The sequence below is a fragment of the Metapseudomonas otitidis genome (genome assembly GCF_900111835.1).
Taxonomy (GTDB): Bacteria; Pseudomonadota; Gammaproteobacteria; order Pseudomonadales; family Pseudomonadaceae; genus Metapseudomonas; species Metapseudomonas otitidis.
Genome location: NZ_FOJP01000010.1, coordinates 158,079 through 170,877 on the forward strand (window position 1 = coordinate 158,079; position 12,799 = coordinate 170,877).

The window sequence follows — 12,799 nt, forward strand, 5'->3', positions numbered from 1 at the left end:
GCCGTAAGGCGCCTTTTTCGTTGCGGTCGCGGTTCAGCGCTTCAGCGAGGGCGGCAGGTGCGGCTGGATGGCAGTCAGCACGGCCTTGAAGCACTTGGTGTTGCCGGCCACGACGTGGCCCTTTTCCAGGAAGTCGTGGCCGCCGGTGAAGTCGCTCACCAGGCCGCCGGCTTCCTGTACCAGCAGGGCGCCTGCTGCCATGTCCCACTCGGACAGGCCGAACTCCCAGAACGCATCGAAGCGGCCGGCGGCGACATAGGCCAGGTCCAGGCTCGCGGAGCCGGCGCGGCGCAGGCCTGCGGTCTGGCCGACCAGGCTGCGGAACATGTTCAGGTAGTTGTCCAGGTGGTCGAGCTGGCTGTCGCGGAAGGGGAAGCCGGTGCCGAGCAGGGCGCCTTCCAGGCTCTTGCGGTTGCTGACGCGCAGGCGGCGACCGTTCAGGGCGGCGCCACGGCCACGGCTGGCGGTGAACTCTTCCTGGCGGACCGGATCGAGGACCACGGCATGTTCCAGGCGGCCCTTGTATTTGCAGGCGATGCTGACGGCGAAGTGCGGGACGCCGCGGATGAAGTTGGTGGTGCCGTCCAGCGGGTCGATGATCCACTGGTAGTCGGCGCCCTCGCCGGTGCCGGCGATGGAGGTGCCTTCCTCGCCCAGGATGCCGTGGGTCGGATACGCCTTGCGCAGGGCCTGGATGATGGTTTCCTCGGCAGCGCGGTCGACTTCGGTGACGTAGTCCTTGGCGTCCTTCTCGTTGATGGCGATCACGTCCAGGCGCTCGATCGAACGGAAGATCAATTCGCCGGCGCTGCGAGCGGCGCGCAGGGCGATGTTCAGCATGGGCTGCATGGGGGCGTATACCTGGGGTCGTTAAAGAAAGCCGCGAATTCTAGCAGAAAAGGCCGGGCCATGTAGATGCGCCCATCGGCCTTCGTGGTGTTTACCCGACTGTTTCTGTAAGATTTGCCACCCTTTTGTAGTCCAGGTGGGAGCAGGCGGGCGTGCTGCAGAACATTCGTGTGGTGCTGGTCGGAACCAGTCATCCCGGCAACATCGGTGGTGCCGCGCGGGCGATGAAGAACATGGGCCTGTCGAAGCTCGTGCTGGTCCAGCCGGAGCAGTTCCCCGATCGCGAGGCCTATGCCCGCGCCTCGGGTGCCGACGATATCCTCGAATCCGCCCTGGTGGTGGATACCCTGGAGCAGGCGTTGGTGGGCTGCAGCCTGGTCTATGGCACCAGCGCGCGGGATCGCCATATACCTTGGCCGCTGCTGGACCCTCGCGAGTGCGCGGCCAGTTGTGTCGAGCAGATCAGCGACGGGGCCGAGGTCGCCCTTGTTTTCGGGCGCGAATACGCCGGCCTGACGAACGACGAGCTGCAGCGTTGCCAGTTCCATGTGCATATCCCGTCCGACCCGGCCTTTGGCTCCCTGAACCTGGCGTCCGCCGTGCAGGTGCTGACCTACGAGGCGCGCATGGCCTGGCTGCAGGTCCAGGGTCAGCCGACCAAGATGGAGAAGGTGGAGCTCACGGCCGAGGAGAATGTGCAGCCGGTGACGGTCGACGAGCTCGAGCGCTTCTTCGGTCACCTGGAGCAGACCCTGGTGGACATCGCCTTCCTCGACCCTGAGCGTCCCCGCCACCTGATGACCCGCCTGCGCCGCCTCTACGGGCGCGCCTCCATCAGCAAGCTCGAGATGAACATCCTGCGCGGCATCCTCACCGAGACGCAGAAGGCAGCGCGCGGCGAGATCCAGAAGCGGAGGGAGAAGTGATGCTGGCTCGCATGCGAGAAGACATCCGGGGTGTATTTCACCGTGACCCGGCAGCGCGCACGGCCTTCGAGGTGCTCACCTGCTACCCGGGGCTGCACGCCATCTGGCTGCATCGCGTCGCGCACGCGCTGTGGGTTGCCGGGTGGAAGTGGGTGGCGCGGCTGGTGTCGAACTTCGGTCGCTGGTTGACCGGTATCGAGATTCACCCCGGTGCGCGGATCGGTCGGCGCTTCTTCATCGACCACGGCATGGGCGTCGTCATTGGCGAGACGGTCGAGATCGGTGACGACGTCACCCTCTACCAGGGCGTGACCCTCGGTGGCACCAGCTGGAACAAGGGCAAGCGCCATCCGACTCTTGAAGATGGTGTGGTGGTGGGAGCGGGGGCCAAGGTGCTTGGCCCGTTCACGGTCGGGGCGGGGGCCAAGATCGGCTCCAATGCGGTGGTGACCAAGGCTGTCCCGGCTGGCGCCACGGCGGTCGGCATTCCTGCGCGTATCATCATCAAGGGGGATTCCGAGCAGGCTGCGCGGCGCCAGGCTCTCGCCGAACGCTTCGGCTTCGATGCCTATGGCGTCGGTCAGGACATGCCGGATCCGGTGGCGCGCGCCATCGGTCAACTGCTCGATCACGTCCAGGCGGTTGATCAGCGCCTCGATGGCATGTGCAAGGCGCTCACCGAGCTGGGTAGCGACTACCGCGCGACAGCCCTGCCCGAGTTGCGTTGCGAGGCCTTCGAGGATGAAAAGGGCGCTACGGAGCGTCCGGCGGTCTGATAGGCGAGGGGGTGAAATTCTGATATCATTCGCGCCCCTGTCTAGCGCAATACCTGACTTATTTAATCAGGCTTATAGTTGACTTAAATAGTCGGGAATAGCATACTCGCTCGCACTTCAGCGAACCGTGGACTTCCCATGCGACTGACCACCAAAGGCCGCTACGCCGTCACAGCCATGCTCGACCTGGCTTTGCACTCGCAGCAAGGTCCGGTTTCTCTGGCAGATATTTCCGAGCGTCAGGGCATCTCCCTCTCTTATCTCGAGCAGCTGTTCGCCAAGTTGCGCCGTGGCAACCTGGTCAGCAGCGTTCGCGGCCCGGGCGGCGGCTACCAGCTGTCCCGCGACGTTTCCAGCATCTACGTGGCGCAGGTCATCGATGCGGTCAACGAGTCCGTCGACGTCACGCGCTGCCAGGGCCAGGGCAACTGCGACTCCTCCGGCGGTGCCTGCCTGACCCACCACCTGTGGGATGACCTCAGTCTCCAGATCCACGACTTCCTCAGCAGCATCAGCCTGAGCGACATCGTCAGTCGCAACGAGGTCCAGGAAGTCGCCCAGCGTCAGAACGAGCGCCATGGCCAGCGTCGTCCCAGTGGACGGAATTCGAGCCCCGAAAAGATTGAAGTGTCCGCCATCGAATGAGCAGGGCACCCGCCTGATAGGAGACAACCGATGAGATTGCCGATTTACCTGGATTACTCCGCAACCACTCCGGTCGACCCCCGCGTTGCTCAGAAGATGAGCGATTGCCTGCTGGCCGACGGCAACTTCGGTAACCCCGCTTCCCGCTCCCACGTGTTCGGCTGGAAAGCCGAGGAGGCGGTGGAGAACGCCCGTCGCCAGGTGGCTGAACTGGTCAATGCCGACCCCCGCGAAATCGTCTGGACCTCCGGTGCGACCGAGTCCGACAACCTCGCCATCAAGGGTGTCGCGCACTTCTACCAGAGCAAGGGCAAGCACCTGATCACCTCCAAGATCGAGCACAAGGCGGTCCTGGACACCACTCGCCAGCTGGAGCGCGAAGGCTTCGAGGTCACCTACCTGGAACCCGGTGAAGACGGTCTGATCACCCCGGCGATGGTCGAGGCGGCCCTGCGCGACGACACCATCCTCGTCTCCGTCATGCACGTGAACAACGAGATCGGCACCGTCAACGACATCGCTGCCATCGGCGAGCTGACCCGCGCCCGCGGCATCCTGTTCCACGTGGATGCGGCCCAGTCCACCGGCAAGGTGGAGATCGACCTGGAGAAGCTTAAGGTCGACCTGATGTCCTTCTCCGCCCACAAGACCTACGGCCCGAAAGGCATCGGCGCTCTCTACGTGCGCCGCAAGCCGCGGGTGCGTCTGGAGGCGATGATGCACGGCGGCGGTCACGAGCGCGGCATGCGCTCCGGCACCCTGGCCACCCACCAGATCGTCGGCATGGGCGAAGCCTTCCAGATCGCCAAGCAGGAAATGGCCTCCGAGAACGAGCGCATCCGTGGTCTCAGTCAGCGCTTCTGGGCTGCCCTGGAAGGTATGGAAGAGCTGTACCTGAACGGCAGCGCCACCGCCCGCGTTCCGCACAACCTGAACCTCAGCTTCAACTACGTCGAAGGTGAGTCGCTGATCATGGCGCTCAAGGACCTGGCCGTTTCCTCGGGTTCGGCCTGCACCTCCGCCTCCCTCGAGCCGTCCTACGTGCTGCGTGCCCTGGGCCGTAACGACGAGTTGGCGCACAGCTCCATCCGCTTCACCTTCGGCCGTTTCACCACCGAGGAAGAGGTCGATTACGCGGCCGCCAAGGTGCGCGAGGCGGTGGACAAACTCCGTGAGTTGTCCCCCCTGTGGGACATGTACAAAGAGGGCGTCGACCTCTCCAAGGTCGAATGGCAGGCGCACTGACGCCACCCCTGATGAGCGAGGAATAAGCACATGGCATACAGCGAAAAGGTCATCGACCACTACGAGAACCCCCGGAACGTCGGCAAGCTCGACGCCGAGGACCCGAACGTCGGCACCGGCATGGTCGGCGCCCCGGCATGCGGCGACGTGATGCGCCTGCAGATCAAGGTCAACGAGCAGGGCGTGATCGAAGACGCCAAGTTCAAGACCTACGGCTGCGGCTCCGCCATCGCCTCCAGCTCCCTCGCCACTGAGTGGATGAAGGGCAAGACCCTGGACGAGGCCGCTGCCATCAAGAACACCACCATTGCCGAAGAGCTGGCCCTGCCGCCGGTGAAGATCCACTGCTCGGTCCTGGCCGAGGACGCCATCAAGGCGGCCGTCCAGGACTACAAGCAGAAGAAGGGTCTGATCTGATCATCGAGGAGTCGTTATGGCCATCAGCATGACCGAAGCCGCCGCCAGCCATGTCCGTCGCTCCCTCGAAGGGCGCGGCAAGGGCGAGGGCATCCGACTCGGCGTCCGCACCACCGGCTGCTCCGGCCTGGCCTACGTGCTGGAGTTCGTCGACGAGGTGGCGTCCGAGGATCTCGTCTACGAGAGCCACGGGGTCAAGGTGATCATCGATCCCAAGAGCCTGGCCTATCTCGACGGCACCGAACTGGACTTCGTCCGCGAAGGCCTCAACGAGGGCTTCAAGTTCAATAACCCGAACGTTCGCGGCGAGTGCGGTTGCGGCGAAAGCTTCAACGTCTGAGGTCCGGTGTGGGTAGTCCCTGTCACTTCGCGCTGTTCGATCTCAAGCCCGGCTTCGAGATCGATCCGGAGCGCCTGGCGGTTCGCTATCGCGAGCTGGCCCGTACCGTCCACCCCGACCGCTTCGTCGATGCGCCCGAGCGCGAGCAGCGTCTGGCGCTTGAGCATGCCGCCCAGCTCAACGAGGCCTACCAGGTCCTGCGCAGTGCCCCACGGCGTGCGCTCTACCTGTTGGCGCTGAAGGGGCGCGAGCTGCCGCTTGAAGCGACCGTCCAGGATCCCGGCTTCCTGCTGCAGCAGATGCAGTGGCGCGAAGAGTTGGAAGACCTTCAGGACTCCGCCGATCTCGATGGTGTGGCCTCGTTCAAGCGCCGCCTGCGCTCGGCCCAGGCCGAGCTCGAGTCGGCGTTTGCCGCCTGCTGGGATGACGAAGCCCGCCGCGATGAAGCCGAGCGCCTCGTGCGCCGCATGCAGTTCCTTGACAAGCTCGCCCAGGAAGTGCGCCAACTCGAAGAGCGCCTCGACGACTAACCCTGTCGCCCTCGCCATGGCGGGGGCGCCGCCTGACTAGCAGACCAGCATGGCCCTACTGCAGATCGCCGAACCCGGACTGAGCCCCAAGCCGCACCAGCGTCGCCTGGCTGTGGGGATCGACCTCGGCACCACCAATTCCCTTGTCGCCGCCGTCAGAAGCGGTGTCGCCGAGCCCCTGCCCAATGCTCAGGGCGATGTGATTGTCCCTTCGGCCGTTCGCTACCATGCCGACCGGGTCGAGGTCGGGCGTACCGCCCGTGACACCGCCCTTGAAGATCCGCTGAACACCATCCTCTCCGTCAAGCGCCTGATGGGGCGTGGCCTGGAGGATGTGAAGCACCTCGGCGAGCACCTGCCATACCGCTTCGTCGCGGGCGAATCCCACATGCCGTTCATCGAGACCGTGCAGGGCGTCCGCAGTCCGGTCGAGGTGTCCGCCGAAATCCTTCGCGCATTGCGTCAGCGTGCCGAGTCGAGCCTGGGGGGCGAACTGGTGGGTGCGGTCATTACCGTGCCGGCCTATTTCGATGACGCCCAGCGGCAGGCCACCAAGGACGCCGCACGCCTGGCTGGCCTGAATGTGCTGCGCCTGCTCAATGAGCCGACGGCGGCAGCGGTCGCCTACGGACTGGACAAGCAGGCCCAGGGTGTTGTCGCCATCTATGACCTGGGCGGCGGCACCTTTGACGTTTCCATCCTTCGCCTGACCCGTGGCGTCTTCGAGGTTCTGGCCACCGGCGGTGACAGTGCCCTCGGCGGTGATGACTTCGACCATGCCATCGCTGGCTGGATCGTCGAGCAGGCCGGTCTTTCCGCTGACCTGGATGCCGGTGCCCAGCGCAACCTGCTGCAGGTGGCCTGCGCTGCCAAGGAAGCGCTTACCACGGCCGACGAGGTAGACGTTGCCTACCGTGGCTGGACGTCCAGCCTGACCCGTGCCCACTTCGAGTCGCTGATCGAGCCCATGGTGGCGCGCAGTCTCAAGGCCTGCCGCCGCGCCGTGCGGGATGCCGGCATCGAAGTCGAGGATGTCGAGGCGGTGGTGATGGTCGGCGGTTCGACCCGCGTGCCCCGCGTTCGCGAGGCGGTAGGCGGCCTGTTCGGGCGTGAGCCGCTCACTGACATCGATCCGGACCAGGTGGTGGCCATCGGCGCCGCTATCCAGGCTGACATCCTGGCGGGCAACAAGCGCGGCGAAGAGCTGCTGTTGCTCGACGTGATCCCGCTGTCCCTCGGCCTCGAGACCATGGGCGGATTGATGGAGAAGGTCATCCCGCGCAACACCACCATCCCAGTGGCGCGCGCGCAGGATTTCACCACCTACCGTGATGGCCAGACCGCCATGATGATCCACGTGCTCCAGGGCGAGCGCGAGCTGGTCAAGGACTGCCGCTCCCTGGCGCGCTTCGAGCTGCGTGGCATCCCTCCGATGGTGGCCGGTGCAGCCAAGATCCGCGTCACCTTCCAGGTGGATGCCGACGGCCTGCTGGGCGTGACCGCGCGCGAGCTGGGCTCGGGTGTCGAGGCGAGCATCCAGGTCAAGCCGTCCTACGGCCTGACCGATGGCGAGATCGCCCGCATGCTGCAGGACTCTTTCCAGTACGCCAATGACGACAAGCAGGCCCGGGTGCTGCGTGAGCACCAGGTCGAGGCCCGTCGCCTGATCGAGGCGGTCGAGGCGGCTGTCCAGGCGGACGGCGACACCCTGCTGGACGCCGACGAACGTGCCGCTATCGCCTACCAGCTGGATCAGTTGCGCGAACTGCTCGAAGGCAGTGACGGCGTGGCGATCGAGCAGCAGACCAAACGACTGGTCCAGGTGACCGACGCCTTCGCGGCGCGGCGCATGGATGCCAGTGTCAAGGCAGCCCTCGCCGGGCGCCGACTGAATGAAATCGAGGAATGACCCCATGCCGCAGATCGTATTCCTGCCCCACGCCGAGCACTGCCCCGAAGGGCTGGTGGTAGAGGCCCAGCCGGGCGAGACCATCATCGCGGCGGCGCTGCGCAACGGCCTGGAGATCGAGCACGCCTGCGAGATGTCCTGCGCCTGCACCACCTGCCACGTGGTCGTGCGTGAAGGCTTCGCCTCCATGGAGCCCTCCGACGAGCTGGAGGACGACATGCTGGACAAGGCCTGGGGGCTTGAGGCCGAGTCGCGCCTGTCCTGCCAGGCCGTCGTAGGCGAAGAGGATCTGGTGGTGGAGATTCCGAAGTACACCATCAACCAGGTTTCGGAAAAGCACTGAGGGCCGCGCCATGAGTCTGAAATGGGTCGATGTGCTGGAAATCGCCGTCCAGCTCGCCGAAAGCAAGCCTGACGTGGACCCGCGCTACGTCAATTTCGTCGATCTCCACAACTGGGTGACCAGCCTGCCCGAGTTCGACGATGACACCCAGCGAGGCGGGGAGAAGGTCCTGGAGGCGATCCAGGCGGCCTGGATCGAGGAGGCCGACTGAGGCCTGCTCAGCCACCCTACGCATTTAACAGGAACCCGCGTATAATTCGCGGGTTTAATTTTTCGCTTTAATCCATAGTTTCCGGAGTAATTCCATGGCTGTTGAACGTACCCTCTCCATCATCAAGCCGGACGCCGTTTCCAAGAACGTCATCGGCGAGATCGTCACCCGCTTCGAAAAGGCCGGCCTGCGCGTCGTTGCTGCCAAGATGGTCCAGCTGTCCGAGCGTGAAGCCGGTGGTTTCTACGCCGAGCACAAAGAGCGCCCCTTCTTCAAGGACCTGGTGTCCTTCATGACTTCCGGTCCGGTCGTTGTCCAGGTCCTGGAAGGCGAAGGCGCCATTGCCAAGAACCGTGAACTGATGGGCGCTACCGATCCGAAGAAAGCCGACGCCGGCACCATCCGCGCTGACTTCGCCGTTTCCATCGACGAGAACGCCGTACACGGTTCCGACTCCGAGGCCTCCGCTGCTCGCGAGATCGCCTACTTCTTCGCCGCCACCGAGGTGTGCGCTCGCATCCGCTGATCGCGGCTGGGAGAGGGTGAAGCCATGACTGCATCGACCGGTAAAGTGAACCTGCTGGGTCTGACCCAGTCGCAACTGGAAAGCTTCTTCGAAACCATCGGGGAGAAACGCTTCCGCGCCGGTCAGGTGATGAAGTGGATTCACCACTTCGGCGTCGAGGACTTCGACGCCATGAGCAATATCGGCAAGGCCTTGCGCGAAAAGCTCAAGGCCTCTGCCGAGATCCGTGGCCCGGAAGTGGTCAGCCAGGACATTTCCAGCGATGGCACCCGCAAGTGGGTGGTCCGGGTGGCGTCGGGCAGCTGCGTCGAGACCGTCTACATCCCCCAGGGAGGGCGCGGCACGCTGTGCGTCTCGTCCCAGGCTGGTTGCGCACTGGACTGCAGCTTCTGCTCCACGGGCAAGCAAGGCTTCAACAGTGACCTCACCGCCGCGGAGATCATCGGCCAGGTCTGGATCGCCAACAAATCCTTCGGCACCGTGCCGGCCAAGATCGACCGCGCCATCACCAACGTGGTGATGATGGGCATGGGCGAGCCGCTGCTGAACTTCGACAACGTCGTCGCCGCCATGACCATCATGATGGACGACCTCGGCTACGGTATTTCCAAGCGCAAGGTGACCCTGTCCACCTCGGGCGTGGCGCCGATGATCGACAAGCTCGCTGAAGTCACCGACGTGTCCCTGGCGCTGTCCCTGCACGCACCCAATGACGAACTGCGTAACGAGCTGGTACCGATCAACAAGAAGTACCCCCTCGCGGTGGTGCTGGATGCCTGCAATCGCTACATCTCCCGCCTTGGCGAGAAGCGCTTCCTGACCATCGAGTACACGCTGCTCAAGGATGTGAACGATCAGCCTGTCCATGCTGAGCAGATGATCGCACTCCTCAAGGATTTTCCTTGCAAGATCAACCTCATTCCGTTTAATCCCTTCCCCTTCTCCGGGTACGAGCGGCCGAGCAACAACGCCATTCGCCGTTTCCAGGACCTGTTGCACAAGGCCGGCCACAACGTCACCGTTCGCACCACCCGTGGCGACGACATCGACGCCGCGTGTGGGCAACTGGTCGGGCAGGTCATGGACCGTACCCGCCGCAGTGAGCGTTACATCGCCCTGCGTCAGCTCGATACCGATGCGGACGCCGGCCTGAACGCCGCCAATCGAAACTGAAGGGAGGAACCCCATGACCCTGCGCATCGCGCTGACTGCTTTACTCGCAAGCCTATGCATGGGATGTGTTTCGAGCGGGAGCGTAGATCCCCTCTCAACGTCAAAAGGGCGAGATGAGGCGCGTGATGCCTATATTCGTCTTGGCCTCGGGTATTTGCAGGAAGGGCAGTCCGAGCAAGCCAAGGTTCCGTTGAAGCAGGCGCTGGATCTGGACTCCTCCAACCCCGACGCCCATGCGGCGTTAGCGCTTGTCTTTCAAAATGAGTTAGAACCTGCGCTGGCTGACGAGCATTATCGAAGGGCGCTTTCTGCGCGTGCTGATGCTCGCATCAGAAACAACTATGGAAGCTTCTTGTTCGAGCAAAAGCGCTACAAGGAAGCTTACGAGCAGTTCCAGGCTGCAGCCGAAGATAATCTTTACCCAGAGCGTTCCCGCGTATTCGAGAATATGGGGCTGGTAGCTCTCCAACTGAAGCAGCCTGCACTGGCCAAGCAGCATTTTGAGAAGTCCCTTCGTCTTAACAGCCAGCAACCCAGAGCGCTTCTCGAGATGTCGCAGTTGCTGTACGACGAGAAGCAATACGTCCCCGCCCGCGACTATTACCTGAGCTTTTCGTCCATGGCGCCCCAGACAGCCCGCAGCCTCCTGCTCGGCGTGCGCATCGCCACGGTCTTCGACGACCGTGACCAGGCCGCCAGCCTGGGCCTGCAGCTCAAACGCCTCTATCCCGGTACGCCCGAGTACCAGCAATACCTGTCGGAGCAAAGATGAAATCGTCGCAACCCGAACCTGTTGCAGCGACCCGGGGCAATCCGGGCGAAGTGCTGCGCCAGGCGCGAGAGAACCAGGGCCTGGACCTGGCCGACATCGCCCGCCAGCTGAACCTGACCGAATACGCGTTGCGCCAACTGGAGGCCGGCTCTTTCGAGCAGCTTCCCGGGCACACCTTCGCGCGCGGTTACATCCGCGCCTACGCCAAGCTCATCGGGCTCGACCAGGCTGAACTGGTTGCGGAGTTCGATCGTTACACCGGCACCGATGCCACCGGCAGCAACGTGCACAGCCTCGGTCGTATCGAGGAACCGGTTCGCCTGTCCCAGAGCGTGCTGCGTTTCGTCAGCTTCGCGATCCTCGTCGCCCTCGGCGTCATCGGTTTCCTCTGGTGGCAGGACCAGGCCGAGCGTCGCGCCAGCGACAACAGCGAGCTGAGCCTTGAGCACGTAGAAGTCGAGAGTGCCGACGGTACCACCCAGATCCACCCGCTGGACGAGCCGGAAGACCAGGCCGTTGTCGAAGCCGAGCAGGAAGCCCAGGCCGCCGGTAGCGAGACCGCCGCTGTTCCCCCGGTTTCGTCGCAACAGCCCGCTACGCCGTCCCAGGTGCCGGCTGCTACCGCAACCAACCCTACCGTCAATTCCCCTGCCGCTCAGCCCGCGCAACCGAGCACCGCAGCACCGGCCACTGCGCCGGCCCAGCCCGCTGTCCCGGCCCAGGCACCCGCACCTGCTGCGTCGCCCAGTGCCCCGGTCGTGGCTGCTGCCGGTGAAGGCGTGGTGCGAGTGCAGTTCACCGCCAACTGCTGGTTCCAGCTCACCGACGCTGGCGGCGCCGTGCTGCAGAGCGGGATCAAGCGCTCCGGCGAGAGCTTCGAGGTCGCCGGCAAGGCCCCCCTCGAACTGCGACTGGGCTATGCCCGAGGCGCCCAGGTCAGCTACAACGGCCAGCCCGTGGATATCGCGCCGTTCATCCATGGCGAGACCGCTCGCCTGAAACTGGGTCAATAAACGATGCATTGCGAATCCCCGATCAAACGCCGTCCCTCCCGCAAGATCTGGGTCGGCTCCGTGCCGGTGGGGGGCGATGCCCCCATCGCCGTGCAGAGCATGACCAACACCGACACCTGCGACGTCGCCGCCACCGTCGGCCAGATCCGTCGCCTGGAGGAAGCCGGTGCCGATATCGTCCGTGTATCCGTGCCGGACATGGAGGCAGCCGAAGCCTTCGGCCTGATCAAGCAGCAGGTCCGTGTCCCGCTGGTGGCCGATATCCACTTCGACTACAAGATCGCCCTGCGCGTGGCGGAGCTGGGCGTCGACTGCCTGCGGATCAACCCCGGCAACATCGGCCGCGAGGACCGCGTCAAGGCCGTGGTCGACGCCGCCCGTGACCGCAATATCCCGATCCGCATCGGCGTCAACGCCGGTTCCCTGGAGAAGGACCTGCAGAAGAAATACGGCGAGCCCACCCCGGAAGCCCTGCTCGAGTCGGCCATGCGCCATGTGGACTACCTCGACAAGCTGGACTTCCAGAACTTCAAGGTCAGCGTGAAGGCATCCGACGTGTTCATGGCCGTCGCCGCCTATCGCCTGCTGGCCAAGCAGATCGAGCAGCCCCTTCACCTCGGCATCACCGAGGCCGGTGGCCTGCGCTCGGGTACTGTCAAGTCGGCGGTCGGACTGGGCATGCTGCTCGCCGAAGGCATCGGCGACACCATCCGCATTTCCCTGGCCGCCGACCCGGTGGAGGAGATCAAGGTCGGTTTCGATATCCTCAAGTCCCTGCGCCTGCGCTCCCGTGGCATCAACTTCATCGCCTGCCCGAGTTGCTCGCGGCAGAACTTCGATGTGGTCAAGACCATGAACGAGCTGGAAGGGCGCCTGGAGGACCTGCTGGTCCCGCTGGACGTCGCCGTCATCGGTTGCGTGGTCAACGGCCCCGGCGAAGCCAAGGAGGCCCATGTCGGCCTCACCGGCGGTACGCCGAACAACCTGGTCTACATCGACGGCAAGCCGGCGCAGAAACTGCAGAACGAGAACCTGGTGGATGAGCTGGAGAGGCTGATCCGTCGCAAGGCGGCCGAGAAGGCCGAGGCTGACGCGGCCGTCATCGCCCGCAGCTGAATTAAGGA

16 protein-coding genes are annotated in these 12,799 nt (G+C 64.3%); 15 read left to right on the plus strand and 1 reads right to left on the minus strand.

The features are described 5' to 3' along the window. Nucleotides 1–33: 33 nt before the first annotated feature. Entirely contained in the window at nt 34–849 is an 816-nt protein-coding gene (suhB, locus tag BM198_RS14595) for a type III secretion system regulator SuhB (RefSeq protein WP_044406015.1), read from the minus strand. 152 nt (nt 850–1,001) lie between these two features. Between suhB and trmJ the strand changes: the two genes are divergently transcribed. From trmJ to ispG, 15 genes are all read left to right on the plus strand, one after another. Beyond that, the gene (gene trmJ, locus BM198_RS14600) at nt 1,002–1,775 is read left to right on the plus strand and encodes a tRNA (cytosine(32)/uridine(32)-2'-O)-methyltransferase TrmJ (RefSeq protein ID WP_074970859.1); all 774 of its coding nucleotides are present in this window, start codon (nt 1,002–1,004) and stop codon (nt 1,773–1,775) included. Further along, complete coding sequence (gene cysE, locus BM198_RS14605; protein WP_074970861.1) at nt 1,775–2,551, plus strand: serine O-acetyltransferase; 777 nt, start codon at nt 1,775–1,777, stop codon at nt 2,549–2,551. Before trmJ ends, cysE begins: the two co-directional genes overlap by 1 nt. Nucleotides 2,552–2,689: 138 nt before the next feature. Next, nucleotides 2,690–3,196 carry a Fe-S cluster assembly transcriptional regulator IscR gene (gene iscR / locus BM198_RS14610; protein WP_044406009.1) on the plus strand — a complete coding sequence of 169 codons (507 nt, stop codon included), beginning with the start codon at nt 2,690–2,692 and terminating at the stop codon, nt 3,194–3,196. A 30-nt stretch (nt 3,197–3,226) separates the two neighbouring features. Then, nucleotides 3,227–4,441: an IscS subfamily cysteine desulfurase gene (locus BM198_RS14615; RefSeq protein ID WP_074970863.1), complete on the plus strand. Its 1,215-nt coding sequence runs from the start codon at nt 3,227–3,229 to the stop codon at nt 4,439–4,441. Between the two features lie 30 nt (nt 4,442–4,471). Continuing rightward, a complete protein-coding gene (gene iscU / locus BM198_RS14620) occupies nt 4,472–4,858 on the plus strand; it encodes a Fe-S cluster assembly scaffold IscU (protein ID WP_044406005.1) in 387 nt (128 codons plus the stop codon). A 16-nt stretch (nt 4,859–4,874) separates the two neighbouring features. Next, nucleotides 4,875–5,198: an iron-sulfur cluster assembly protein IscA gene (gene iscA / locus BM198_RS14625; protein WP_044406003.1), complete on the plus strand. Its 324-nt coding sequence runs from the start codon at nt 4,875–4,877 to the stop codon at nt 5,196–5,198. An 8-nt stretch (nt 5,199–5,206) separates the two neighbouring features. Next, complete coding sequence (hscB, locus tag BM198_RS14630) at nt 5,207–5,728, plus strand: co-chaperone HscB (protein WP_044406001.1); 522 nt, start codon at nt 5,207–5,209, stop codon at nt 5,726–5,728. Between the two features lie 49 nt (nt 5,729–5,777). Next, the gene (gene hscA / locus BM198_RS14635) at nt 5,778–7,637 is read left to right on the plus strand and encodes a Fe-S protein assembly chaperone HscA (RefSeq protein WP_074970866.1); all 1,860 of its coding nucleotides are present in this window, start codon (nt 5,778–5,780) and stop codon (nt 7,635–7,637) included. A gap of 4 nt (nt 7,638–7,641) precedes the next feature. Continuing rightward, on the plus strand, nt 7,642–7,980 hold the full coding sequence (gene fdx / locus BM198_RS14640) for an ISC system 2Fe-2S type ferredoxin (RefSeq protein WP_044405997.1): 339 nt from the start codon (nt 7,642–7,644) through the stop codon (nt 7,978–7,980). A gap of 10 nt (nt 7,981–7,990) precedes the next feature. Next, nucleotides 7,991–8,191 (plus strand): Fe-S cluster assembly protein IscX, encoded by a 201-nt coding sequence (iscX, locus tag BM198_RS14645; protein WP_074970868.1) that lies wholly within the window; start codon nt 7,991–7,993, stop codon nt 8,189–8,191. Nucleotides 8,192–8,285: 94 nt separating this feature from the next. Next, the gene (gene ndk / locus BM198_RS14650; RefSeq protein ID WP_044405994.1) at nt 8,286–8,717 is read left to right on the plus strand and encodes a nucleoside-diphosphate kinase; all 432 of its coding nucleotides are present in this window, start codon (nt 8,286–8,288) and stop codon (nt 8,715–8,717) included. 24 nt (nt 8,718–8,741) lie between these two features. Continuing rightward, nucleotides 8,742–9,890, plus strand: a complete 1,149-nt coding sequence (gene rlmN, locus BM198_RS14655) for a dual-specificity RNA methyltransferase RlmN (RefSeq protein ID WP_074970870.1) — start codon at nt 8,742–8,744, stop codon at nt 9,888–9,890. Nucleotides 9,891–9,903: 13 nt separating this feature from the next. Continuing rightward, entirely contained in the window at nt 9,904–10,662 is a 759-nt protein-coding gene (gene pilW / locus BM198_RS14660; protein ID WP_044405990.1) for a type IV pilus biogenesis/stability protein PilW, read from the plus strand. After that, nucleotides 10,659–11,675 carry a RodZ domain-containing protein gene (locus BM198_RS14665; RefSeq protein ID WP_074970871.1) on the plus strand — a complete coding sequence of 339 codons (1,017 nt, stop codon included), beginning with the start codon at nt 10,659–10,661 and terminating at the stop codon, nt 11,673–11,675. The genes pilW and BM198_RS14665 overlap by 4 nt, the downstream gene beginning before the upstream one ends. A gap of 3 nt (nt 11,676–11,678) precedes the next feature. Next, complete coding sequence (gene ispG, locus BM198_RS14670; protein ID WP_044405987.1) at nt 11,679–12,791, plus strand: flavodoxin-dependent (E)-4-hydroxy-3-methylbut-2-enyl-diphosphate synthase; 1,113 nt, start codon at nt 11,679–11,681, stop codon at nt 12,789–12,791. Nucleotides 12,792–12,799: the final 8 nt, after the last annotated feature.